The 26,500-nt window shown below is 42.5% G+C and carries 21 protein-coding genes; 18 read left to right on the forward strand and 3 right to left on the reverse strand.

Annotated elements, in window-relative coordinates; translation table 11 throughout:
- Positions 1–130 precede the first annotated feature (130 nt).
- Together phhA and N477_RS10190 are read left to right on the forward strand one after the other, a co-directional pair.
- Positions 131–928: a phenylalanine 4-monooxygenase gene (gene phhA / locus N477_RS10185; protein ID WP_063360384.1), complete on the forward strand. Its 798-nt coding sequence runs from the start codon at positions 131–133 to the stop codon at positions 926–928.
- Positions 929–938: 10 nt separating this feature from the next.
- Positions 939–1,283 carry a 4a-hydroxytetrahydrobiopterin dehydratase gene (locus tag N477_RS10190; protein WP_063360383.1) on the forward strand — a complete coding sequence of 115 codons (345 nt, stop codon included), beginning with the start codon at positions 939–941 and terminating at the stop codon, positions 1,281–1,283.
- Between the two features lie 85 nt (positions 1,284–1,368).
- Here N477_RS10190 and barA read toward each other — a convergent pair whose 3' ends face one another.
- On the reverse strand, positions 1,369–4,137 hold the full coding sequence (gene barA / locus N477_RS10195; RefSeq protein ID WP_063360382.1) for a two-component sensor histidine kinase BarA: 2,769 nt from the start codon (positions 4,135–4,137) through the stop codon (positions 1,369–1,371).
- 82 nt (positions 4,138–4,219) lie between these two features.
- On the opposite strand from barA, the gene rlmD reads away from it, so the two are divergent.
- The 5 genes from rlmD to eno all read left to right on the forward strand — a co-directional run bounded on the left by rlmD (position 4,220) and on the right by eno (position 11,673).
- Entirely contained in the window at positions 4,220–5,533 is a 1,314-nt protein-coding gene (gene rlmD / locus N477_RS10200; RefSeq protein ID WP_063360381.1) for a 23S rRNA (uracil(1939)-C(5))-methyltransferase RlmD, read from the forward strand.
- Between the two features lie 6 nt (positions 5,534–5,539).
- Entirely contained in the window at positions 5,540–7,696 is a 2,157-nt protein-coding gene (gene relA, locus N477_RS10205; RefSeq protein WP_063360380.1) for a GTP diphosphokinase, read from the forward strand.
- 9 nt (positions 7,697–7,705) lie between these two features.
- On the forward strand, positions 7,706–8,485 hold the full coding sequence (gene mazG / locus N477_RS10210; RefSeq protein ID WP_063360379.1) for a nucleoside triphosphate pyrophosphohydrolase: 780 nt from the start codon (positions 7,706–7,708) through the stop codon (positions 8,483–8,485).
- Between the two features lie 114 nt (positions 8,486–8,599).
- Positions 8,600–10,234, forward strand: coding sequence for a CTP synthase (locus tag N477_RS10215; RefSeq protein ID WP_063360378.1), 1,635 nt, complete (start codon positions 8,600–8,602; stop codon positions 10,232–10,234).
- Between the two features lie 146 nt (positions 10,235–10,380).
- Positions 10,381–11,673, forward strand: coding sequence for a phosphopyruvate hydratase (gene eno / locus N477_RS10220; protein ID WP_039608512.1), 1,293 nt, complete (start codon positions 10,381–10,383; stop codon positions 11,671–11,673).
- A gap of 70 nt (positions 11,674–11,743) precedes the next feature.
- Here the strand turns inward: eno and mutH are convergent, their stop codons facing one another.
- Positions 11,744–12,418 carry a DNA mismatch repair endonuclease MutH gene (gene mutH / locus N477_RS10225; protein WP_063360377.1) on the reverse strand — a complete coding sequence of 225 codons (675 nt, stop codon included), beginning with the start codon at positions 12,416–12,418 and terminating at the stop codon, positions 11,744–11,746.
- A 426-nt stretch (positions 12,419–12,844) separates the two neighbouring features.
- Here mutH and rppH point away from each other — a divergent pair, with 426 nt between their 5' ends.
- The 7 genes from rppH (at position 12,845) to N477_RS10260 (ending at position 23,074) form a co-directional block, all read left to right on the forward strand.
- Entirely contained in the window at positions 12,845–13,363 is a 519-nt protein-coding gene (gene rppH, locus N477_RS10230) for an RNA pyrophosphohydrolase (protein ID WP_063360376.1), read from the forward strand.
- Between the two features lie 13 nt (positions 13,364–13,376).
- Complete coding sequence (gene ptsP, locus N477_RS10235) at positions 13,377–15,662, forward strand: phosphoenolpyruvate--protein phosphotransferase (RefSeq protein ID WP_063360375.1); 2,286 nt, start codon at positions 13,377–13,379, stop codon at positions 15,660–15,662.
- 471 nt (positions 15,663–16,133) lie between these two features.
- Positions 16,134–16,928, forward strand: coding sequence for a prolipoprotein diacylglyceryl transferase (gene lgt, locus N477_RS10240; RefSeq protein WP_063360374.1), 795 nt, complete (start codon positions 16,134–16,136; stop codon positions 16,926–16,928).
- A gap of 96 nt (positions 16,929–17,024) precedes the next feature.
- Positions 17,025–17,453, forward strand: a complete 429-nt coding sequence (locus N477_RS10245; RefSeq protein ID WP_063360373.1) for a hypothetical protein — start codon at positions 17,025–17,027, stop codon at positions 17,451–17,453.
- Positions 17,454–17,580: 127 nt separating this feature from the next.
- Entirely contained in the window at positions 17,581–18,081 is a 501-nt protein-coding gene (locus tag N477_RS10250) for a DUF411 domain-containing protein (RefSeq protein ID WP_419555239.1), read from the forward strand.
- Between the two features lie 94 nt (positions 18,082–18,175).
- Positions 18,176–19,900 (forward strand): efflux RND transporter periplasmic adaptor subunit, encoded by a 1,725-nt coding sequence (locus N477_RS10255; RefSeq protein WP_063360427.1) that lies wholly within the window; start codon positions 18,176–18,178, stop codon positions 19,898–19,900.
- Positions 19,901–19,912: 12 nt separating this feature from the next.
- A complete protein-coding gene (locus N477_RS10260; protein WP_063360371.1) occupies positions 19,913–23,074 on the forward strand; it encodes an efflux RND transporter permease subunit in 3,162 nt (1,053 codons plus the stop codon).
- An 83-nt stretch (positions 23,075–23,157) separates the two neighbouring features.
- Here N477_RS10260 and N477_RS26005 read toward each other — a convergent pair whose 3' ends face one another.
- The gene (locus N477_RS26005; RefSeq protein ID WP_155731859.1) at positions 23,158–23,301 is read right to left on the reverse strand and encodes a hypothetical protein; all 144 of its coding nucleotides are present in this window, start codon (positions 23,299–23,301) and stop codon (positions 23,158–23,160) included.
- Positions 23,302–23,538: 237 nt separating this feature from the next.
- Here N477_RS26005 and N477_RS10265 point away from each other — a divergent pair, with 237 nt between their 5' ends.
- From N477_RS10265 to N477_RS10280, 4 genes are all read left to right on the forward strand, one after another.
- Entirely contained in the window at positions 23,539–24,390 is an 852-nt protein-coding gene (locus N477_RS10265) for a thymidylate synthase (protein WP_063360370.1), read from the forward strand.
- 297 nt (positions 24,391–24,687) lie between these two features.
- Positions 24,688–25,254 (forward strand): hypothetical protein, encoded by a 567-nt coding sequence (locus N477_RS10270; RefSeq protein ID WP_155731860.1) that lies wholly within the window; start codon positions 24,688–24,690, stop codon positions 25,252–25,254.
- Between the two features lie 146 nt (positions 25,255–25,400).
- The gene (locus tag N477_RS10275) at positions 25,401–25,997 is read left to right on the forward strand and encodes a DUF4402 domain-containing protein (protein ID WP_063360368.1); all 597 of its coding nucleotides are present in this window, start codon (positions 25,401–25,403) and stop codon (positions 25,995–25,997) included.
- Positions 25,998–26,073: 76 nt separating this feature from the next.
- A complete protein-coding gene (locus tag N477_RS10280; protein WP_063360367.1) occupies positions 26,074–26,499 on the forward strand; it encodes a DUF4402 domain-containing protein in 426 nt (141 codons plus the stop codon).
- The last annotated feature ends 1 nt before the right edge of the window (position 26,500 follow it).

The following is a 26,500-nucleotide window of genomic DNA, read 5'->3' on the forward strand; positions in this document are numbered from 1 at the left end:
ATTTTTGGGTTCTTCAGGTAGGCCATTTTAGGTCTACCTATTAATATTTTGCTCACTTTTACATAGTATCGAGATAACAGGTTTGAACGCTCCACCACCAGAAGTGGAGATCAAGATAAAGAAGGTTACTATGGCTAAATCTAGTAAATACACTTCCAAGCAGCCTAATGAGCAAGGCATCATTGAGTGGAGTGAAGAAGAAAATAAAATTTGGTCTGAGCTGGTTGCAAGACAGCTTAAATGTATCGAAGGCAAGGCATGTGATGAATACATGGAAGGTCTGAAGAAGATCAACCTACCTCACGATCGAATCCCTCAACTGCACGAAATTAACGCTGTACTTGAAAGAGAGACTGGATGGCAAGTTGCACCAGTACCTGCATTAATCGATTTTGATGAATTTTTTAGATTACTTGCCAACAAGCAATTCCCAGTTGCCACGTTTATTCGATCTCGTGAAGAATTTGACTACCTTCAAGAGCCTGATATTTTCCATGAAATATTTGGCCACTGTGCCATGTTAACAAACCCAGCGTTTGCTGAGTTTACACATAAATATGGTCAACTAGGTTACGCAGCAGAGAAAAAAGACCGTGTATATCTTGCGCGTTTATACTGGTTTACAGTTGAGTTTGGCCTAATGCAAACTGATAACGGTTTGCGTATTTACGGCGGCGGTGTTTTATCTAGCCCAGGTGAAACTCAATACGTGTATTCAGATACACCAGAGATTAACAAACTTGAAGCTTTAGATGTACTGCGTACACCATATCGTATTGATATCATGCAGCCTTTGTACTACACCATTAATTCGATAGATGATCTGTTTGATATTTCTCAAATGGATATCATGGCATTAGTAGAAAAGGCAAAAGAATTAGGGCTGTTTGAGCCAAAATTTCCACCTAAAAACAAATTAGCAAGTTAAGGAACCACCGATGTCTGATTTAAGTGCACAAAAATGTGAAGCGTGTCGTGCGGATGCGCCAAAAGTGTCAGATGAAGAGTTAGCAGTATTAATTAAGCAGATCCCTGATTGGGTACCTGAAGTGCGTGACGGTATCATGCAATTAGAAAGAGTTTATAAGTTCAAAAACTTTAAACAAGCACTTGAGTTTACAAATAAAGTGGGTGATATGGCTGAAGATGAAGGTCACCATCCAGGTTTGTTAACTGAGTGGGGTAAAGTGACTGTGACTTGGTGGAGCCATTCAATTAAAGGTCTTCACAAAAATGACTTTATCTGTGCATCAAAAACCGACGAAGTTTTCGCAGCACTATAAGAGTTTATTTCGGAATGTTAAGGGCGCCATGTGCGCCTTTTTTATTGCCCAAAGGAAACAGAAGGCAATCTGTTTCCTTTATTGTTTATAAGCTTGAAGAAGCGGTTATTTCAGCGTCACGGTTTAGATTCGAGAGTTCATCGATAAGATCCAGTACCTCTGGTTCGACAAAGTCAAACCCTTTGTCTTGTTTCAATGCAGTTTCAATGGTCTCAGCCAGCATTTTGAGTTTAGGTACTCCTGTATAGCAACAGGCACCATGGAACTTGTGCACAATTTTTAATAGCTGTTCAGGGTCTTCTTGTTCACTGGCTTCGTTTAAATGGTCGATGGTCTCAGGCACGCTTTGCAGTAACATATTCAGCATTTCAAGTGCTAAATGGGGTTTGTTACCAGAGCGCTGTAGAGCGAGATTCCAATCAAGCAAGTGACTCTCAAAAGGGGCCACACTGCTGACCATTTGTTCTTCCTTTTGCTCTCGCTCTAGGGGGGAAGTTGCGCTGTGGTCACAAATGATCTGTTTCAACATATCTTCATCGATGGGTTTTGTCATATAGCCGCTAAACCCATCTTTGACTAGCTGCTCTTTCTCTCCTGCGAGTGCATGGGCTGTTACTGCTATGATGGGCGTATCATCATTCATGGATGACTCTTTGATGCTTTTACACGCAGTTATGCCATCCATAATTGGCATTTGAATATCCATGAATATCAAATCATATTTATGGGTTTTGCACAGCCCAACAGCCTGCGCACCATTGTGTGCTGTTTCAATGGTTTCAACTTGCTCTTCTAAAAGGGTATATAGCAACTTTAAGTTGGCATCATTGTCATCTGCAATGAGCACTTTTAGCGGCAAGTGAGTTGCGTTACTCGTCTCTATAGACAGATCCGGGTGGTCTAAGCGATAAGGGGCTGCCAGCATTTCACATAACTTTCTGTGATGCAGTGGTTTACTGATGCAGGCGTCAGCGCCACTGCCAATCAAAGATTCACGCATGTTGTGAGAAATGGTATTGACCATCAGATATAAATAATCTGCTTTTTCTCGAGCTCGATTGATATAGTTTTTAACGGTTTGCATATCGTCGACGGTAGCCATATTACCAACGAGACAAATATCATAGCTAAACTCTTGCTCCAAAGCTGTAAAGAAAGCTTCATCGCTATCACACACTGTCACTTGCATATGCCAGCTTTCAATTTGCGCGATGACAGCATTTCGCGTGTGTTCTTGCGGTTCAAAATACAAAACACGTTTGTTTTCTAAAGGTCGACATGGCAAATCATCATTAAATAAACGGCTTGGCAAATTAAAAATAGCATTAAATGTGAAGCATGAGCCGTTACCTAAGGCTGAGTTTAGCGTGATCCTGCCTTGCATGACCTCAACGATATGCTTAGTAATAATTAGGCCAAGGCCCGTACCACCAAACTTACGAGTGATACTGGTGTCTGCTTGTGCGAAAGGCGTAAATAGGGTGTCTTGCTTTTCTTGCGCGATACCGAGGCCAGTATCACTGACTGAAACGAGTAAAGAGGTTTGTGAGTCTCCCTTTAAGCGGTGGCTGATATCAACTTTAACTGAGCCCTTTTCAGTAAACTTAATTGCATTACTGATTAAATTAATAAGTACCTGTTTAAAGCGAGTGGGATCACCGACTAGGTTGTCAGGTACTTGGCGATTGACAGCAATTGATAACTCTAATTGTTTCTCATAAGCGCTTGGTGCAAGCAATGTCATCACTTCATTAACTGCATCGCGCAGTTGGAATTGGATGTTTTCCAGCTCCATCGCACCGGCTTCAAGTTTAGAGAAGTCCAGAATATCACTGATGATAGTAAGTAGACTGTTTGCAGAGAGCTCGATGGTATCCAAGTAGTCTTTTTGATGTTTGTTAAGCGGTGTTTTATAAAGCTGCCTTGTAAAACCAATTACGCCGTTCAGCGGGGTTCTGAGTTCATGACTCATTTTTGCTAAAAAGTCTGACTTAACGCGGTTAGCAACTTGTGCTTCTTTTTTTGCAATATTGAGCTGAATATTTTGCGTTTCATACTGTTCTAAGGTTTCTCGGTAGTCACTAGTGGCTTGATCAATATGCTTTTGCATTTCATCTCTTTGTCCGACCATTTTCTCACTGATGGTGACAAGACCTTGTCGCATCATGTCAAACTCGCCTTGCATTTGCTCACTGACCCCGATATCCGTTTTACCTTCAATGAGCTTGTCTGTTGCAAGCTGTAATTGGGAGAGCGGGGTGGAGAACATGCGACTTAAGCGAGTGGACAGGAATACACTTAAAAATAAGGCGCCAAGAATTATCGTGCCACTGAGTAATAATGCTTTTTGTTGTCCGATAATGGCTTGATCTTGGCTGATTTCAACCATTAATACCGCGATTGTTTTTGCATGGGCATCTTGCCAAGTTTCACCGGTGCCATAGTACTTAACTGGTGCAAAAATCACATAGTTGTTACGTAATTTTTGGGCTTCCGTGGCATGCAGTGCAGCAACATTTCCTCGATAGTGCAAATCATTAAATTCACTATGGTAGTTACTGGTCATGATGAGCTGATTATGCAAGTCAAATACCGCAATGCTGTTAACGAGCGATGCGTGTTGATTGTGTGCTTTGGTAATGATGCTATGGAGTTTGGCTTTATCTTTAGAGTCTAAGGGCTGTTCTACTGTCATCGCCAGTGAATTGGCAATACTGGTGCCTTGCTGTTTAAGGATTTGTTCAAGCTCTACGTAGCGATTTATAGTAAAATAGCCCCCAAGTATTAAACCGATTAACACCGTCGGGATCAGGGTAAGCAATAAAACGCTATCGCGTAAGCTTAATTTAGACATATTGAGCGATATAAAACTTTGATAATTATGAACTCTAGAGTAGCGAGTTCATAGGTGTTTAGCAATGTATAAGGGGCGGTACATGGCACAAATTTTCCGTGCTAAAAAAACATCTGGTAAAGGTGAGGTGATGGAAGTGGGTATTGACTCACTCGATCATCAAGGGCGAGGTGTAGCAAAATACAAAGGTAAAGTTGGTTTTATTGAAGGCGCTTTGCCTGGTGAGCGAGTTAAAATCAGGGTATCTCAACAAAAAGCGAAACTCTTTGAAGGTGTGGTTGAAAAAGTGATCACCGCAAGTGAGCAGCGCGTTGATGCATTTTGCCCTCACTATCAGCAATGTGGCGGCTGTTCATTGCAGCATTTAGACAAATCAGCGCAGCTAGGGCACAAGCAATTAGCAGTAGAAAAGTTGTTTTCCAAGTTTTCAGGTACTGATGTACTGCCATGGGCTAACCCAATTGAAAGCGACGGCAGGCATTATCGTCGAGCTGCCCGCATCGCGACGTATTTTGATAAAAAAGAAAAAGTACTCAAGCTTGGCTTTCGAGCAGCAAAATCAAAGAAGTTGGTCGATGTGGTTGACTGTGGCGTATTAACTCAGGTGTACCAATCCGTTTTTGTTGACCTCAGAGAGATATTGAATAGCCATTCACAGCTAAGAAGTGTCAGCCATATTCAATTATGTGAAGCTGACAACGCCCCGTACGTCCTTTTGCGTCATACCAAAGCAATTGACGATGAAGTTAAGCAAGGCGTATATACTCAGTTTGAGCAAAAAGGGTGGCGAGTCGTTTGGGATGATGGCAATGAAGAGCCATATTATTCAGCCTTACCTGAGTATCAAGTTGGTGGCACGGAATTTCAGTTTAGACTGAATAACTTTATTCAAGTGAATGCTGCTGTTAACTCAGCCATGCTAGATCAAGCGCTGAATTGGCTAGAGTTAACAGGGCAGGAAAAGGTCCTTGATCTGTTTTGTGGCATTGGTAATTTTTCGTTATTGTTCGCAAAACAAGCTAAGCAAGTAATTGGTGTCGAGGGAGTGGCTTCTTCGGTTGCAATGGCGACGCAAAATGCGCACACTAACAACATCGACAATGCACAGTTTTTCCAGTTTGATTTGACGCAAGAAATGGCTTCTGCACAGTGGTTTAGTCAAGAGCTAGACACTTTGGTATTAGACCCTTCTCGTACAGGCGCATACGATGTATTAAAGCAATTGCCATTGGGGCAATTTAATCAAGTGCTCTATGTGTCATGCGATCCCGTTACTTTGGCTCGAGATAGCGCGTTAATTTTGCAGGCTGGATTTACTGCAAGCAAGGTTGCACTGATGGATATGTTCCCACACACCGGACATATTGAAACAATGGCGTTGTTCCAAAGGAGGTAGTCAATAATGGTAGCGACTCGCCAATCTCACCATACCACTTTGCCAGCAGATTTTGACGCGCGATTAGCGTTGTTAAAGCTGTCAGAGGATAAAACCGATCGACTCAGTGAGGCATATGCTTTGTGCCCCGCAGAAACCAATGAAGATCTGTTAGAAAAAGCCATTGAGATGGTTGAGATCTTGGCTGAGCTGAATTTTGACTCAGAATCCCTCGCGGGGGCATTTTTAACCCCTTATTTTATTGCTCAGCAACTTGATATTGAAGCGGTTGAAAAAGCGCTTGGTGAAAACATTGCCCTGTTGCTCAAAGGCGTTGAGCAAATGGCGTCAATCAGCACCTTGGCTCATCAGAGCAAAGGGAATGTCCAAATTGATAAAATTCGTCGCATGCTATTGGCGATGGTAGAAGATGTGCGCGCGGTGGTGATCAAGCTTGCGGAGCAGATCTGCTACCTCCGAAGTGTGAAAGACGCGTCTGAAGAAGAGCGTGTGGTTGCAGCAAAAACAACCGCCAATATTTTTGCCCCACTGGCCAATCGTCTGGGTATTGGCCAACTAAAGTGGGAACTTGAAGATCTCTCGTTTCGTTATTTACATCCTGGCAGCTATAAAACCATTGCTAAAAAGCTGGCTGATAAACGCCTTGCACGAGAAGCGTATATGAGCGACATGGTCTCAGCTGTGCAGCAAAAGCTGGCTGACGCTAATGTAAAAGCAGAGGTGTATGGTCGTCCAAAGCACATCTTTAGTATTTATAAAAAGATGTCGCAAAAAAATTATGAGTTCGAGCAGTTATTTGATATCCGCGCTATGCGTATCGTGGTTGACCAATTGCAGGATTGTTACGCTGCTCTTGGTATTGTGCATACAAACTGGCGCCATCTGAATAAAGAGTTCGATGATTATGTCGCAACGCCTAAGCCAAATGGCTATCAGTCTATTCACACTGTTGTGTTTGGACCTGAAGGCAAGACAGTCGAAATCCAGATCCGTACTCATGATATGCATAAAGATGCTGAGATGGGGGTCGCGGCACATTGGATGTATAAAGAAGGTGCACTGCCTGGACGCGGCTCGGGTTATGAGCAAAAAATTAGTTGGCTAAGAAAGCTACTGCAATGGCAAGAAGAAGTGGTTGATGGTAGTGAGTTTGCCGAGGAACTTAAAAATCAAGTCGTGGAAGATCGCGTGTATGTATTTACGCCACGCGGAGATATTTTTGATTTGCCACTGGGCTCAACACCGCTGGATTTTGCTTATTATATTCACTCAAATGTCGGACATCGCTGCATTGGTGCTAAGGTTTTTGGCAAAATTGTCCCGTTTACGTATAAGCTGTCTACTGGTGATCAAATAGAGATATTAACGCAGAAAAACCCATCTCCAAGTCGTGATTGGCTTAATCCATCTTTGGGTTATATATACTCTTCTCGGGCACGCAGCAAAATTCACCACTGGTTTAAACAGCAAGACAGAGATAAAAATCTGCAAGCGGGTAAGGAGATTCTAGATAGTCACTTACAAAAGTTGGATATCGGTTACAAAGAATTAGAGCCAGCCATTGAGCGCTTTAACTTTAGAGAGCTAGATGACTTGATGGTGGCGATTGGTGCGGGCGATGTGCGTATCAATCAGTTCTTGAACTTTATACAGGATAAACCTGAGGTTGAGCCTAAATTAAAGCTCAGCACACGTAAAAAACATAAAGGCGATAAAAACGGGATTGTGGTTGAAGGTGTGGGCAGCTTGCTGAGCCATGTTGCTAAATGTTGTCAGCCTGTACCGGGTGATGAGATAGTGGGCTACATTACGCAAGGCCGAGGTATCGCGGTACACCGTGCTGATTGTGACTCATTTGCACATATTACGCAGCAGCATCCTGAGCGAGAAATTGCCGTGAGTTGGTCTGAAGATGTGCAATCATTTTATGAGATAACCATTCGCATCGAAGCCAATGACAGGCAGGGCCTTATTCGTGATATCAGTGCCATTTTAGCGAATGAAAAAGTCAATGTGCTCAACATGAATGTGCAAACACAGCATGAAAAAGGGGTTGCCATTTTCACAATGAAAATTGAAGTGGGTGATTTATCTGCGACGAATCGCTTACTGACTAAATTGCTGCAAACCGAAGGCGTGTTTGAAGCGAAGCGACAACATTGAGAGTAAACAATGAGTGAAAATATACATCGATTGCTAGAGATCATGGCCACGCTGCGCGACCCACAGAAAGGGTGTGATTGGGATAAGCAGCAAGATTTTAGCTCTATTGTGCCTCATACCCTTGAAGAGGCGCATGAGGTGGCTGATGCCATTGAGCAGCAAGATTATGTAGCGCTTAAAGATGAACTGGGAGATCTGCTATTTCAAGTGATCTTTTATGCTCAGCTTGGTAAAGAAGCAGGGCTATTTGATTTTGAGTCTATTATCGCTGGACTCAATGACAAACTGGTTAGGCGTCATCCCCATGTCTTCGATAAAAAAGCGTCATTGACTGAGCAGGAGCTGGATGCACAGTGGGAAGCGATTAAACAATCAGAGCGTAAAGAAAAGCCCGAATTTGGTGCTGATGTGCTGCAAGGTCTGCCTGCACTTACTCGTGCTAAAAAAATTCAAAAGCGTGCGGCGTCATTAGGGTTTGATTGGCCAGACTATCAAGGTGCGTTAGACAAGGTTGAAGAAGAGGTCGATGAAGTAAAAGAAGCCTTAGCGCATGATCCCTATTCTGAGCACAGTGCAGAAGAGCTAGGTGATTTATTGTTTGCCACGGTGAATGTTATTCGTCATACGAAACGCGACCCTGAACAACTGTTACGCCAAGCAACACGAAAATTTAGCAATCGCTTTGTGCAAATTGAAGGGGTTTTGGCTAAGCAAAACTTAACCTTAGAAGAGGCAAGCCTTGCACAAATGGATGAGGCTTGGGAGCTGATAAAAAAGCGTGCAAAGTAAATCCGCTGCTTGAGTAGACAATTTTTGCTGGATTGCTAATCACGTTTTTGCTATACTATCGCCCCGTCTTGATTCTTATTTAAATTCCATTTTCCTTGATATTCTAGGGTTCGCATGAGTACAAAATTTATCTTCGTAACGGGCGGAGTTGTTTCCTCCTTGGGTAAAGGTATTGCAGCTGCATCATTAGCTGCGATCTTAGAGGCACGTGGCCTTAACGTGACTATTCTTAAGCTGGATCCTTATATCAATGTTGACCCGGGCACAATGAGCCCAATTCAGCATGGTGAAGTTTTCGTAACCGAAGACGGGGCGGAAACTGACCTAGACCTTGGTCACTATGAGCGTTTCATTCGCACCAAAATGACAAGCCGTAATAACTTTACGCAAGGTCGTGTATTTGAAGACGTGTTACGTCGTGAGCGTAAAGGTGAATACCTAGGCGCAACAATCCAAGTTATTCCTCATATCACCAATGACATTAAGCGTCGCGTTATTGAAGGCGCTGAAGGCTACGATATTGCAATCGTAGAGATCGGTGGTACGGTTGGTGATATTGAATCACAGCCATTCCTTGAAGCTATTCGTCAGTTAGGCACAGAGCTTGGTCGTGAGCACGCTTTGTTTATGCACCTAACATTAGTACCTTTCCTTGGTGCCGCAGGTGAAGTGAAAACTAAACCGACTCAGCATTCAGTTAAAGAATTACGTTCAATCGGTATCCAGCCTGATATCCTTGTTTGTCGTTCAAACTGTAAGCTGCCTGCAAATGAAAGAGCAAAAATTGCACTTTTCACTAACGTAGAAGAAAAAGCGGTTATCTCTCTTCAAGATGTAGATAGCATCTATAAGATCCCTGCATTATTAAAATCACAAGAGCTAGATAACTTAGTTTGTCGCCGTTTCTACCTAGAGTGCCCTGAAGCAGATTTATCTGAGTGGGAGCAGGTACTGTATCAAGAGTCTAACCCTACGGGTGAAGTAACGATTGGTATGGTTGGTAAGTATATTGAACTGCCAGATGCATACAAATCAGTCAACGAAGCGTTAAAGCATGCAGGTTTGAAAAACCGTGTAACGGTAAATATCGAATACGTTGATTCTCAAGATATTGAAAGCAAGGGTACTGAGCTTCTTGATCACCTAGATGCGATCCTAGTCCCTGGTGGATTTGGTAACCGTGGTGTTGAAGGTAAGATCCTAGCTGCTAAATATGCGCGTGAAAACAAAGTACCATATTTAGGCATTTGCTTGGGTATGCAAGTTGCGCTTATCGAGTATGCACGTAATGTTGCAGGTCTTGAAAACGCAAACTCAACAGAGTTTGATGCAAATACACCTAACCCAGTTGTTGGTTTGATCACTGAGTGGCTTGATGCTGACGGTAATGTTGAAACACGTACCGAGCAGTCTGATTTAGGCGGCACAATGCGCCTTGGTGCTCAACTTTGTCACTTAGCTGAAGGTTCAAAGGTTCGCGAAGTATACGGCAATGCAGAAATTACTGAGCGTCACCGTCACCGCTACGAAGTGAACAACAACTTTGTTGAGAAACTAGAGCAAGCAGGATTGGCATTCACAGGCTTATCTGAAGATAAAAAGCTGGTGGAGATCATTGAGAACAAGGATCACCCTTGGTTTATTGCGGCTCAGTTCCACCCTGAGTTTACCTCTACCCCGCGTGATGGACACCCATTATTTGAAGGGTTTGTTGGTGCAGCATTCAGCTACCAAAAAGAAAACTCATAAAGGAAAAGCCGTGCACGAGTGCACGGCTTTTTTGTTTTAATACCTATGGTATTGCTATGTGACTGAAACACACTAATACGGTTGCATAGCAATGCGAATTAAGCAGAAATAAAAACACTCACCACTTTGGGAAAAGAGGAATCAAGATGTCAAAAATCGTAAAAGTGATTGGCCGTGAAGTTATGGACTCACGTGGTAACCCAACCGTTGAAGCCGATGTTCATTTAGACTCGGGTGCTTGGGGCCGCGCATGTGCACCGTCAGGTGCGTCAACAGGAACTCGCGAAGCACTTGAATTACGTGATGGTGATAAGTCTCGTTACTTGGGTAAAGGTGTACTAACCGCAGTAAACTTCGTAAATAAAGAAATTGCACAAGCGCTAGAGGGCCAAAATGCACTAGAGCAACGTGCAGTTGACCAAATTATGCTTGACCTAGATGGTACAGAAAATAAAGAAAAGCTAGGTGCAAACGCAATTTTAGCAGTATCGCTTGCAACAGCTAAAGCGGCTGCGCAAGAGAAAGGCGTTGCTTTATATGAGCACATTGCAGACATTAACGGTACTGCAGGTCAATTCTCTATGCCAGTACCTATGATGAACATCATCAATGGTGGTGAGCATGCTGACAACAATGTTGATATTCAAGAGTTCATGGTTCAGCCAGTGGGCGCATCAAGCTTCCGTGAAGCGCTACGTATGGGTGCAGAGATTTTCCACAGCTTGAAAAAAGTACTGAGCGCACGTGGCTTAAACACTGCCGTAGGTGATGAAGGTGGTTTCGCACCGGATCTTAAGTCAAATGAAGAAGCACTAGAAGTTATCGTAGAAGCGGTTGCAGCAGCGGGCTACGAAATGAACAAAGACGTAACACTTGCTTTAGACTGTGCATCTTCAGAGTTCTATAAAGATGGCAAATATGACCTAAGTGGTGAAGGTAAAGCGTTCGATTCAGAAGGCTTTGCAGACTTCCTAGCAGATCTAGCTGCACGCTACCCTATCGTATCTATCGAAGACGGTTTAGATGAAAGCGATTGGGATGGTTGGAAAATCCTAACAGATAAGATCGGCGACAAAGTACAGCTAGTAGGCGACGATTTATTCGTAACTAACACCAAGATCTTAAAGCGTGGTATCGATGAGCAAATCGGTAACTCTATTTTGATCAAGTTTAACCAAATCGGTTCTCTTTCAGAGACGCTTGATGCCATTAAGATGGCACAAGACGCTGGTTTCACAGCTGTTATCTCTCACCGTTCAGGTGAAACTGAAGATGCAACAATTGCAGATCTTGCTGTAGGTACTGCTGCTGGTCAAATCAAAACAGGTTCACTATGCCGTTCAGATCGTGTAGCTAAGTACAACCAGCTACTACGTATTGAAGAAGCGCTAGGTGATAAGGCTGTTTACAAAGGTCGTTCAGAGATTAAAGGTCAATAATCGACTTTTATTTGAATTTAAAAAGCCATGCAATTGCATGGCTTTTTTTATGCTTGTTTAATGACACAAATTAATGACTAAAATACTGTGCCAGTATGTTTTGGGTAAATTGCGTTTTTAAATAAAACCCTCTGGGCAGTGTTTTGATTAATCCGCCTTGTGGACCAATAGCATCAGTCAACACTTTACTATTGGCAGCTTTTGGTCGGATCTGCATAACCTCTCCAAGATGACCTGATATTTCATCTACCCGACCGAGTGCAATTAATTCAATTTGTTCTTCCCAATCACGTTGCAGCTGGGCTTCCTGTACTGCATTTGGTTGCCACAAAAAACCGCTGCCCACCGTTCTATCTATGGGAGCAATATCACGTTCGGCTAATATTGGTAACCATAACACGTGGTTAAGCTTTTTTTTCACACTGGAGTTTTGCCAAGTCAGCCCGGTTAGATTCGTCAGCGGCACAACTGATACATAGGTGGTTTCTAATGGTTTACCAGCATAACTGAGAGGGAGCGTTTTGAGCTCTACACCTATATGTTCAAAGTCCGGCACTGGCTTTGAGCCAGCACTGGCACCTAACACATATTCAATCAGCTGACCTGGCCAGCCCTTTTCTCTGAGCAAATCATCTGGGCTTTTAAAATGGTACTGGGCTGCGAGCTCGCCCAGTGTTAACCCTGCGATAGCCTCAACGCGAAGCAGTAATTCAGCAATGCTTGTTGGGGGAGAGGGTCGAAGCATAATTAGGATCTTATAGTGATTTTGATGTTGAGATTTTACCAGAATTTACAGAAACTGTGGATTAACTTGGGTTGAGCGTTTTTTGTACTGATGCGTGTTGCTGCTATTTTACCCAACAAAAAAAGTACTGTGAATACTTTAATGCATTGATATATATATGTTTTATGTGTTTTTACATGGTTTAAAGTATCACCTTTTTGGTAATAAATTGGATAAATACAGATATATAAACAATATTATCCACAGTTTCTGTGGAGAAGTTGGCTTTTTGGTACTAGATTTGTGGATTTGTTTGTAAAATCGACTTGTTTACACTGACTTATGCACAAGCTGTGAGTAACTTGAGTAAAAGCAGGAATAATATTTGCTGATGCCATCGAGATATGGAACAATCAAATAAAATAGACATAAGAATGAGGCGCTAAGGTGATTGATGCCGAAGGATTTCGTGCCAATGTGGGAATTGTCATATGTAACAACCAAGGGCAAGTTTTTTGGGCAAGGCGCTACGGTCAGCACTCATGGCAGTTTCCCCAAGGGGGCGTGGACGAAGGTGAAACCCCTGAACAAACCATGTATAGAGAGCTTCATGAAGAAGTAGGGCTTAGGCCTGAGGACGTCGAAATTGTCGCGAGCTCAAAACATTGGTTGAGGTATAAGCTACCTAAGAGGTTGATCCGCAAAGACTCAAGTCCAGTTTGCATTGGGCAAAAGCAGAAGTGGTTTCTACTCAAGTTAAGGTGCAAAGATGAAGAGGTAGATCTACTCAGAACGCATCATCCAGAGTTTGATGATTGGCGTTGGGTGAGTTATTGGTACCCAGTACGTCAAGTTGTTTCGTTTAAAAGAGATGTTTATCGCCGAGTGATGAAGGAGTTTGCACCTTTTGCTATGCCTTTTAACCGAAAAGAACATAATCATAAAGATCATTGGCGAAGACGGTAAATAGGGTATCAAAGTGCTAGCAACGTTAAGGTCAATAGCTCAATCGGTCTCTCAGCAAGACAACTTAAGTGACGCGTTAAACCTTTTCGTTGCAATGGTCAAAAACGCAATGCAAACAGACTGTTGCTCGGTTTATTTTGCAGATTACAGTCAAGATAATTTTGTTTTAATGGCCAGCGATGGCCTTAATCCAGATGCGGTGGGAAAATTTCGTATTGGTTTTACTGAAGGCTTAGTTGGCCTTGTAGCTCAGCGCGAAGAAACGATTAACATTGCCCAAGCGCAAATTCACCCTCGCTTTAAGCATTCACCAGAGGTGAAAGAAGAAGGGTACAATGCCTTTTTGTCAGTGCCAATGGTCCACCAGCGAAAGGTTTTAGGGGTCATTGTTGTTCAACAAAAAAAGACCCGAGAATTCAGTAACGACGAAGAGTCTTTTCTGATTACTTTATCAGCGCAGCTCGCTTCACAACTCGCTCACGTTGAACTACAAACGTTACTTAAACAAGATGCCAGCAATCATAAAACATCTGTATTAAAAGGCGTTGCAAGTACGCCTGGTATTGCATTGGGCAAAGCTTATATAGTGCTTCCCAAACTTGATTTCTCAAGTATTGAATCTACTCAAAGTGACAATCTATCTGAGCAAAAAAAGCTGTTTAAGCAGGCTGTTGAGGCGACGCGTCATGAATTTCATGTTTTAGCTAACCGACTCTCTTTAACGTTACCTAAAGAGGCGTTAGCGGTATTTGAAGTATATCAACAGCTATTAGATGCACGCAGCTTAGGCCAGCAAGTAACAAAGGAAATGGAACTTGGGTGGGATGCTAAGTCGGCACTGAAACATGTGATAGAAGATTTAGTCACACAGTTTGAAGCAATGCAGGATCCTTATATCAAAGAGCGTGCTGTAGATGTAAAAGATCTAGGGCTACGGGTACTTCATCATCTTGTCAGTACTGAATCAGTCTCTAAGTCCTACCATGAGCAAACTATCTTAGTGGCTGAAACTCTGACACCAACAATGCTAGCGCAAGTTCCTAAAGAAAACTTAGTGGGTGTGGTCAGTGTGCACGGCTCAGCGAACTCCCATGCTTCGATTTTGACTCGCGCAATGGGGATCCCTGCGATTTGGGGTATCGAAAATCTACCGCTCTTACAATTTGAAGATAAACACATCATTTTGGATGCCTATGCTGGCAAGGTATATATCTCCCCCTCTAAAGTCTTGAAAAAAGAGTATGAGGCGCTTCGGCAAAAAGAGAGTCAGTTACATGATAAGTTTGATGCTGAACATGACTTACCTCCCGTTACTCTCGACGGTGAGCGGATCAGCTTATTGCTAAATGCTGGTCTTGATCTATCTACAGAGCACGTCAGCGCTAAATTTAGCGATGGTGTGGGTCTATATCGTACAGAGTCTTGGTTTATGCGCCGCGGACAGTTCCCATCTCAAGCTGAGCAGGAGCAATGTTATAGAGAGGTATTGTCATCATATCACCCTGAACCTGTTGTGATGAGAACACTGGATATTGGGGGTGATAAAGTCTTAGATTACTTTGATATTGAAGAAGAGAATCCATTTTTAGGTTGGCGTGGTGTTCGCATTACTTTAGACCACCCTGAGCTTTTTCTTGATCAATTAAAAGCCATGATCAAGGCAAATGCTGGTTTAGGTAACTTACGGATCATGTTGCCAATGATCAGCCACACAGAAGAGGTTGATGACGCATTAGCGCTGTTGGAGCAAGCTTACTTTGAACTGCAAGAAGAGTGGGCAGATCAGTTTTATCAAATTGACAAACCTGAAGTCGGAGTCATGATTGAGGTCCCCTCCAGTATATTTTTGTTACCTGAGTGGGCCAATAAAGTCGATTTTTGCTCTGTCGGAAGCAATGACCTGACTCAATACTTACTTGCAGTAGATCGAGCGAATTCACGGGTGGCTAAATTATTTGAGCCTTATCACCCCAGCGTTTTGAGGGCGTTAAATAGCATTGCAAAAGAGTGCCAGGCATTGGAGTTACCGTTTAGCTTGTGCGGCGAACTGGGTTCTGAACCTGAGGGGGCTATTTTGCTCGTCGCAATGGGGTATCGCAAGTTAAGTATGAATATATCTTCATTAAACAAAGTTAAATGGGTTCTGAGAAGGTTGAAGGTAAAGGATATGGAGGCATTGCTTGAGCAATGCTTGCGAGCATCCAGTGCAATCCAAGTACATCGCTATTTGAGAGACTTTATTGTTGAGCAAGGCCTAAGTGAAATTATTTATACCCAAAGCGGAGCTGATAATCTCTAACTTGTCACGATAGTTATTCACGCTCAGACTATAACTTATCATGTTATATTCGTTTATTTATTGCCAATCACTGCCTATCGGTAAGCTCAACTCAATACCCTTTGGAAAGGATGTGATATTTGATGAAAGTAATCACTTACATATTTTTTACCAGCGACCGCTTTGAAAGTAGATATGGCATGCACTATTACTAACCCCAGCGATATTGATATTCTAAAAGATTTAATTTAAAGGCGAGGTGTGTGGCTTACTGTTGTCAAAATGTCCCGTAGTGAAAAGTTAACTTTTAATAAGAGGCTCTTAAGGTATGTTTACTTAACTGATTTATTTGGTATGGTACTGACTTCTGGGCTTTGAACATGACGGAGTGTGAAAGCCACACATAATTGACCAGTAGAAACAATTAAAAAGGTGTTTGTGTTCATCTTGCGTATGTATACAAGCAAAACGTTATTTTAATGAGGGAAAGCGATGGCTTTGCAGTTTCCGGAAATCGATCCGATTATTTTTTCAGTCGGGCCTTTAAGTGTCCGTTGGTACGGCCTTATGTACTTAATAGGCTTTGCATTTGCAATGTGGTGGGCAAATAAAGAAGCGGAAAAGCCCAATTCGGGATGGACCAAAGACCAAGTCAGTGATCTGCTTTTTTACGGTATGCTGGGAGTTATCTTAGGCGGCCGCGTTGGTTATGTGTTGTTTTATAATTTCTCTGCCTTTTTATCCGATCCGCTTATGCTATTTAAAGTATGGGAAGGAGGGATGTCTTTCCATGGTGGCGCATTAGGTGTAATAACTGCAATTTTCATTTTTGCATGGCGCACCAATAAATCCCCTTTGACAGTGGGAGACTTTGTTGTGCCTATGGTACCTGTCGGGCTGTTAGCCGGTCGAATTGGAAACTTTATAAATGGCGAGCTTTGGGGCCGTCAAACGGATGTGCCATGGGCGTTTATATTCCCGTCAGGTGGTAATGTACCAAGACATCCGTCTCAATTGTATGAAGCCTTATTTGAAGGGCTGGTCTTATTTTTGATTTTAGTTTGGTATCGTAAGCAGCCTCGTCCAGCTGGCAGCATCGCAGGCCTGTTCTTGTTGGGTTATGGTACATTTAGGTTTGCGATTGAATACTTCCGTGAACCAGATTCGCATATTGGCTTGTATGCAGGTGTGATTTCTCAAGGCCAAATCTTATCACTACCTATGATCATAGGTGGTCTCGGTTTGATGGTGTGGGCACACCGACGTGAAGCGACAAAAACAGCATAGCTTAATTGGGTGTTTAGCGAAGCAGCTTCTTCGCTAAACACAAACAGCAATTTATTAATGGTCAATTTAGCGTTATAGTAATAGTAATTACGCTAAATGAAGTTGAAACACTTGAATTACTCATCCGCATCAAAAAAAACATACAGTGCCTTGCAGCTTTTGCTCGTTGCTATTGTGTTTGTGATGTCTGTGTTTCAGCCGGTTGCGCAAGCAGAGATGATCTGTGATCACGATATGCCAGGGGCAAAAGCTGCGATGTCTATGCATTTGCCTAGCCATGATGCCTCTGATAACCACCATCAGTACAGTACTATGAATCATTCTATGCCATCTCACCACGAGATGGATTGCTGTGAAACCGAGTGTGCATGTCCAACAAGCTTATGTGCGCCATTTTCTCTTTTTATGAGTGAGTCTTCCGTATTTACCACGTTTAAACAGGTAACAGAAAAGCCTTTATCTGCCTATTCTGGTTCACCTAACCAGTTAATAAATACTGTCTACAAGCCCCCCATTCTGGCCTAACTCTAGGGTTATTGTGCCCAAAAAATAGTTTTTTAATATTCAGCCATCCAGCTGTATCGCGTTTTATGGTGCAAAAAGTATTTTCAATTACTTTTGAAACATCAGAGATGGCATTTTTCAAATAAAAATGAGTTCCAGAATGTTTAAATTTAAGTTTGTCACGTATGTGTTATTCATCGTTGCTATATGTAACTTTCATAATTTAGCTCAAGCACAACAAGTTGTTGAGCAGCCAAAGCTCAAGGTATACAAAACACCAACATGTGGGTGTTGTGTTAAATGGTTAAGTCACTTATCTCAACAAGGTATCACCCATCAAGTATATGATTTGCAGGATTTAGGTAATGTGAAAAGTCAATTAAACATTAAGCCGCGTTATCAGTCTTGCCATACTGGTGTGAGTGACGGTGGTTATGTGTTTGAGGGCCATGTGCCTGCGAAATTCATCAAGCAATTTTTAGCTACACCGGTGAAAGGGGCGATCGGTTTATCTGTGCCAGCTATGCCACTTGGCTCCCCAGGCATGGAAGTCGGTCAGCGTTTTCACCCATATCAAGTATTGGTGTTGATGGCTGACGGCAGCAGCCAAGTATTTGCTGAAATTAGTAAATATGAGGAGCAATTTTAATGCGGATTTTAATTGTTCAATTAATGACTGCTGGTGTATTCAATAATTTTCAGCCAGATGAAGTAATGCCTATGATGGATTGGGGGAAAATATGATGAGTGCGCCAGTTGTAAAAATAGTAATCGCTATGACAGTGGGTATGGTGATTGGCGCAGGTGTTGTCACATTGCTCGATAGTCAGCATACGATGGTCGATACCCAAAAAAGCGCTGCTGATGAAAAAAAGCCGCTTTACTGGGTTGCGCCAATGGATGCGAATTATCGACGTGACCAGCCAGGCAAATCGCCAATGGGTATGGATCTTGTTCCCGTTTATGAAGAGTCTCAAGGCGAGGACAAGTTTGGCCCTGGGGTGGTAAAAATCTCTCCCCATGTGGTCAATAATCTTGGGGTTAGAACGGCCAAAGTGACATTAGGCGCATTGCAACAAGACATTAATACTGTGGGTTATGTGCAGTATGATGAACATAGATTAGTTCACATTCACCCTCGTGTAGATGGTTGGGTAGACAACCTATATGTGAAGGCTGTAGGTGATGAGGTTGAACAAGGGCAGGCCCTTTATGATTTGTACTCACCTGAGTTAGTTAATGCACAAAAAGAGATGTTGGTCGCGTTGAATCAGGCTGATCAACAATTGATTGAGGCAGCCACGAAGCGGTTACGCGCGTTAAAAATGTCGACCGATTTTATTGAACAGTTGATAAAAACCAAGCAAGTCCGCCAAACAGTCACCTTTTATACACCACAATCTGGTGTCGTTAAAAACCTGAAGATCCGTGAAGGTTATTATGTTCAGCCTGGTACGACGATGATGAGCATAGGTCAGCTTGATCATGTTTGGGTGGAGGTTGAAGTATTTGGACGCGAAGCAAGTCTTATCAAAGTCGGGCTGCCCGTTGAAATGACGTTAGATTATTTACCGAATAGGTCGTGGCAAGGGCTGGTCGATTATGTATACCCTAGTTTGGAGGCGTCAAATCGTACCTTGCGTGTGCGGCTCAAATTTACGAATACTGATAAAGCCCTCAAACCCAATATGTTTGCTCGAGTAAAGATTAAGTCAGAAAGCACTCAAAATACACTGTTGGTACCAAAAGAATCCGTTATTAGAACCGGCGCTCAAAATCGAGTGGTATTAGCATTGGGAGAGGGACAATTTAAGTCGGTTGCAGTTGAAATTGGTCGCATTGATGAAACGCATATTGAAATTATATCAGGGCTAAATGAAGACGAGACGGTGGTGACGTCTGCCCAGTTTTTGATTGATTCAGAGTCGAGTAAAAGCTCTGATTTTAAGCGTATGACGTTCGATGACAAACCAAAATCAGTGTGGATGCAAGGAGAAGTGCATAGCGTAACAGAGCAAAGCAGACAGATAAATGTGACACATGGACCTGTTGATGCATGGAATTGGCCAGAGATGACGATGGATTTTGATGTTGGGCAAGAGGTTGATCTCGATGCATTAAAAGCGGGTCAAACACTGCACTTTGAGGTGACACAGCTTGGATCTGGCAGTTATCAGGTGACAGGCATACACATTATGGCTGAGCCGCACATTCCTATGGCGACTGTCAAAGGCGTAATTAATCATGTTTCTCACCAAGATCGCACGGTAAACATCAGTCGCGAGGCGATTGAGAAGTGGAACAGAGCTGCTGCAACTATGGACTTTGTGGTGGACGAGTCACTGCCTCTTGCAGATTTTAAAGTTGCTCAGGAAATTACGTTTACTTTTGAAGTCAGAGACGATTTAGTCATCGTGGACATAAAAGACGTTAACAGCGGTGAGCATAATGCTCATGCAGGCCATTGATAGGAGTTCGATGTGATTGAATCAATTATCAAGTGGTCGGTGAGCAATCGGTTTTTGGTACTGTTACTGACGATTATTTTAACTTTTGGCGGCTTGTATTCATTGAAGCAAACGCCAGTGGATGCCATTCCCGATTTATCAGATGTACAGGTGATTATAAAAACAAGTTATCCGGGACAAGCGCCACAAGTGGTGCAAGATCAAGTCACTTTTCCCTTGAGTACCGCTATGCTGTCAGTGCCTGGCGCAAAAACGGTGCGCGGTTTTTCGTTTTTTGGAGACTCTTATGTCTACATTATTTTTGAGGATGATACAGATATGTACTGGGCACGCAGCCGCGTGCTTGAGTATTTGAATCAGGCTGCCAGTGACTTACCTAGTTCTGCAAAGCCGCAGCTTGGACCGGACGCTACTGGCGTAGGTTGGATTTATATCTATGCATTGACAGATAAAACGGGTCGCCATGACCTGAGTCAGCTACGAAGCCTTCAAGATTGGTTTTTAAAGTATGAATTACAGACGGTATCCGGCGTGTCAGAAGTGGCTACCGTCGGGGGCATGGTTAAGCAGTATCAAGTAGAAGTTGATCCTGACAAACTCAGAGCTTATGGCATTCCTTTAAGCTTGATTGAAATTGCTTTGCAGCAAGGCAATCAAGAAATGGGCGCCTCAGTAATTGAAATGGCTGAAGCTGAATATATGGTAACGGCAACAGGTTACATAAATAAGCTTTCTGATATTGCCCAGATCCCGCTTGGGGTGAGTGAAAATGGTGTGCCTTTGACCATTGCAAACGTGGCTGATGTGCGTTTGGGACCGCAAATGCGCCGTGGTATCGCTGAACTTAATGGCGAAGGGGAAGTGGTTGGCGGTATTGTGGTGATGCGTTCCGGTGAAAATGCGCAGGCGACTATTGAAGGGGTAAAGGAAAAGCTTGCTTCTTTGAAGGGATCTTTACCTGAAGGCGTTGAGGTTGTGCCTGTATATGACCGCGCTCAGTTAATCGAAGCTGCAGTGGATAACTTATGGCAAAAGCTAGCAGAAGAACTGTTCGTCGTGGCTGTGATCTGTGTTGTGTTTTTATTTCACTTAAGGTCTTCGGTGGTCGCCGTAGTTTCATTACCACTTGGCATTTTAGCCTCATTCATCATCATGCACTTGCAAGGTATTAACGCCAATATCATGTCGTTAGGCGGTATTGCAATAGCCATTGGCGCGATGACAGATGGGGCGATTGTGATGATTGAAAATATGCATAAGCATATGGAAAAAACGCCGCTGACGGATGAAAATCGCTGGGAAATTGTGACTAAAGCCGCTTGTGAAGTCGGGCCTGCATTATTTTTTAGCCTCCTTATCATCACTGTATCATTTTTACCTGTGTTTATTCTAGAAGCGCAAGAAGGCAGGATGTTTGAACCTCTTGCTTACACTAAAACTTATGCCATGGCAGCATCCGCCGGTTTAGCCATTACTTTGGTGCCTGTATTGATGGGGTACTTTATTCGTGGCAAGGTGATATCCGAGAAGAAAAACCCGTTAAACAGAGTTTTAACGGTAGTGTATATGCCTGTATTAAAGCAAGTAATGCGTTTTCCTAAAAGCACGATTATATTGGCTGTACTCATTACAGTTGCTGGGTTTTATCCGGTCAATAAGATTGGTAGTGAATTTATGCCGCCACTGGATGAAGGCGACTTGATGTACATGCCTACTACGTATCCCGGTATTTCTATTGCCAAAGCCCGCGAGCTCTTACAGCAAACTGATAAGTTAATCCGTACTGTGCCTGAGGTTAACAATGTATTTGGCAAGGTGGGGCGTGCAGAAACGGCAACCGATCCAGCGCCATTGACTATGATTGAGACCTTCATTCAATTAAAACCAAAATCTCAATGGCGAGAGGGGGTTACAACAGAAAGCTTAAAGGCAGAATTGAATAGTTTGGTTAAATTCCCCGGCTTAACGAATGCTTGGGTCATGCCGATAAAAACACGTATAGATATGTTAGCAACGGGGATCAAAACGCCTGTGGGTATTAAGGTGGCAGGTCCTGATTTGGGCGTTATTCAAGAGATCGGCCAGCAAATTGAGGCAATTTTACCTGCACTTGAGGGAACCGCTTCCGTTTACTCTGAGCGCGTTGCTGGGGGTCGTTATATTAAAGTCGACATTTCTCGCATACAGGCCAGTCGCTTTGGGCTCAATATTTCTGATATTCAGCAGGTCGTGGCTAGCGCCATAGGTGGAGCAACTGTTACCCAAACTATAGAAGGTCAAGAGCGATATCCAGTGAATATTCGCTACCCTCAATACCATAGAGACTCACCAGAGTCATTGGCCAAGTTGCCTATGGTGACACCATCAGGCGCTCAAATCACCCTGGGAGATGTTGCTAGTATTTATATTGATACGGGACCGGCTAGCATCAAAAGTGAAAATGCGCGGCTCAATGGTTGGACTTATATTGATATCGAGGGTGTTGATATCGGTTCTTATGTGAACAATGCGCGCGCTTTCTTAGAGCAAGAGTTAGACTTACCAACCGGGTATTCCCTTTCTTGGGCTGGTCAATATGAATATATGCAAAGAGCGCAAGAGAAATTATCTTATGTGTTGCCTTTAACGTTGGCAATCATTGTCATATTGCTATATCTGAATTTCAGAGCCATGACTGAAGTTTTGATGATTATGGTGACACTGCCAATGGCTATGATTGGTGGGATCTGGTTGATGTACTTTGAAGGCTTTAACTTTTCTGTGGCTGTTGGCGTTGGGTTTATAGCGTTAGCAGGTGTCGCGGTGGAGATTGGGGTGATTATGCTGGTGTATTTAAACCAAGCTCTCCAGTCTCTTAAAGAGCGCGCTTCGCAGACAGGCGCTTCAATTTCGCTAGAAGAGTATCAAAATGCGCTGTTACATGGCGCTGGCCTTAGAGTGAGGCCCGTTATGATGACAGTGACGACCATTATTGTCGGGTTACTACCCATTTTATACGGTGCCGGTGCTGGCTCTGAAGTGATGAGCCGAATTGCAGCGCCTTTGGTTGGTGGCATGACGAGTGCTGTGGTGTTAACTTTAATCGTTTTGCCTGCTCTGTATTCCTTAATAAAGCGCAAAGAGGTGACGAGGTTAAATAAGGAGATTGAAATGGATGTGCCTAGCCGAGGCTAATCTAAACAAGAAGTAATGCTTAGCAAGCATTACTTCTTTTTAATAATTTACAAACTATAGGTTAAGTTTATAAATGGTGTTGTTTAGTATTGCTGGAAACACGCATTTAGACCATTTGTAGGGCACAGTTCAGGTTCACCACCAGCGACCAAGTGTGTCTGCTTTGGTTGTAGTACTTTGCTGTTAGATAATTTTTTGAGTGAGTTCTTTTTGATAGTGAGTTTCATGATTTTCCTTATTTATTATTTTTTCAACTAAATCATCACTAATCTAACAATACATGAAGGGGAAAGTAAATGGTCAATGATGGATACTCATGAAATTCATTGTGGTTGATATAATTGAGTCATCAGAACCTACTGTTTAAATACCAATTTATTATCACCACTGCAATGATGGTTTAGCTTCAATATGCAGTGTATGATAGGGGACAGTTGAAATTTGTAGAGTGATAGGGTTGGGTAATGAGCCAATATTTAGACTTATGTCAGCGCATTGTTGATGAGGGAAAATGGGTTGAGAACAAAAGAACAGGAAAAAGGTGCCTTACGATAATCAATGCTGATTTAACCTATCATGTCGATAAAAATGAATTTCCTCTTGATACAACAAGAAAAAGTTTCTGGAAAGCTGCAATTGCTGAACTGCTTGGGTATTTGCGAGGATATGACAGTGCGGCCCAATTTAGAGAAATTGGCTGTAATACTTGGAATGCAAACGCAAATGAAAACCAAGACTGGTTAAATAATCCAAATCGTAAAGGTGAAGACGATATGGGGTTTGTTTATGGTGCAGTAGCCAGAAATTTCCCAAAACCAGATGGTGGCAGTGTTGATTTAATTAAGCAGGTGATTAATGACTTATCAAAGGGCATTGATAACCGAGGCGAAATTATCACTTTTTATCACCCTGGATCGTTTCATTTGGGCTGCTTGCGCCCATGTATGTTCCAGCATCAATTTTCAATTCTTGATGGCGTATTGTATTTGAATAGCTACCAGCGAAGCCAAGATGTGCCTCTGGGCGGTAATTTTAACGCGATACAAGTCTTTACTTTATTAAAGCTAGTGGCACAGATCACAGGACTTGAAGCAGGCAAAGCGTTTCATAAAATTGTTAATGCACATATCTATGAAGATCAACTAGAGTTGATGCGTGATGTGCAGTTAAAGCGTACGCCTTTTGAGTCACCTCAGCTTCATATCAACCCTGAGATTAAAACGTTTGAAGATTTAGAAACTTGGGTGACTTTGGGTGATTTCGAAGTGACCAATTATCAACATCATGAAGCGATTCAATATCCATTCTCTGTTTAGTTAATTATCGGTTTTGTGAGGTGGTGCTGCAGCCACCTCGTTTAGCTTTTAAGATAAATAACCGATATTTTTACTCGCTTATTTACTTTACATTTGCCTGCTTTTTGAGCTAAAACTCATCTTTTTATCCGTTTTATTGGACAAATCAGTCTTTTTTAGTCAGTCTAATGCATTAGCTTTTTAGTGTGTTACGTTTGTAGCTGTCGTTTAGGTGGAATGAGTTGTATGCCTCTCAAGTTCGTAGTACTAACTTGTGCTTCAATCTTTATCATGTTGCATTTAACTGGGTGCTCGCGTTTGGAATTATCGCTGGACGAAAAGGTTGCCCAGCAAGAAGCGATATATGCGCAAAAGGCGATGCTAGCTTCATATGAAAAGAATAAAGCCAGTATTGAGAGGTTGGCTAATTTAGAAGAGGACTTAACGCAATTGCTTGATTTGCTCTCTGCACAAACTGAAGTGCGTGACGTTCACAGCTCATTACAGCCTGCTCAAACGGTTGTAAAACACTCAAATGATTTTAATAAGAAGACGAATGCGTCTAGCGCTATCGCCGCCGATGCAGTTATGCACTCAAGTGTGATTAATGAGCTGAGTATGGAAATACCAGACGTTGTATTGGGTATTCATTTGAGGCAGGAGAATGCGACGTCTCAAATACAAGTTATACGAGATCGAATTGATATAATTCGGCAAAGCTACCCTCTTGTATTTAATCGTATTACCGCGAGTATTTCTGAGCCTGATCCAAACAGAAACTTATTTTATGTAACTGCTAATGGCTTTACTTCCTTAGAAGAGGCAAAGGTCTTTTGTAAAGTAATGTTCAGTGTTACAAGGCGTTGCTCTGAGTTGAAAAATTAGATATAACGTACCTTTATTGGGTGCGATTTCAAGCGTCAAACAACATTGTTTTTGTATTTTTTTAGAGTAATAACTCTTTTAATGCGTTGGCAATAAATATAAAGCGCCACTGCTTGTTTTTGGTAGGGCCTTTAAAGGATAAGAGTATGAAAAAGAGTTTAAATCAACTGGGCATATTTGCCATTATTGTTGGATTGCCACTTTATTCTGTGGCCGCTCAAAAAGCGACTTTTGATGCAAAGGTTACGGTAAAAAATGCATTTGAGTTGGTTAAAAATCAAGATTTAGATTTTGGTACAATTCGAGCTGTAGCTGATATTACAGGTACAGATACTGCGACTTTAACTATTCCTGCTGATGCGACTCAGTCACCTGTTGTTGCTTCTACTAATATCAGTAATGCTGAAATTGCAATTTTGTCTGCTGGTAGCCCTGCACAATTTAAAATATCAGGTGTCGTGCCGTTTGCGAGTCTATCTATCACAGATCCTGTTGAGACGGATGTCTCTTTGTCTGTCGGAAGTGGCACCGGTGCAGCAGGCTTTACTCTCGGTTCATTTACTTATTATATAGAAACAGGGGCGTCGAGCTCTACACCTGTCGTTGGTAAGCAAATTCAAGTAGATGCAAATGGTGAGGCTGTTTTTAATGTCGGTGCAACTTTATCTACAACGACAGGCAACGCTGCTAATTATTTAGACGGCGCTTATGTTGGTACTTTTACGCTGGAATTGAGCTACTAGTGTTTTGATGCTGAACACTCACTTGAAGAGAGCGTGCCAAATACGATATTTAGGGACATTATTATATTGCTCACTCATGATTGTGAGTAATATGGTTAGTGCGCGTATCGAAGTTATTACGCCTTTGGATTTTGGGACTATTCTTATTTCTGATCATAGTGACACCAGCCGTGTTCAAATTGGTGTCAATGGGCGAAATATGACAAGTGGTTCAGTACACTTGGTATCTGGTGGCCAAGCTGCTGAGTTAGTAATTTCTTCTTTACCAGCGCTGCACAACATCTCTGTGTCAACCAGCATAATAACGCCACACCTTTCTCACAGTAACCTAGCTGTACAAGGGATAAATTTAGTTAAATTGGAGCATGTAGATCGCGTTTTTAGTGACGCGCAAGGTAATGCACTATTAAAAGTAGGGGGGACATTAGAAGTAAATGCTCAACCTACTCAATACCCTGACGGTACATACCGAGTATGGGTTAATATTGAAGTAAATTACTAAG

This window comes from Pseudoalteromonas luteoviolacea H33-S (assembly GCF_001625695.1).
GTDB classification, from domain to species: domain Bacteria; phylum Pseudomonadota; class Gammaproteobacteria; order Enterobacterales; family Alteromonadaceae; genus Pseudoalteromonas; species Pseudoalteromonas luteoviolacea_B.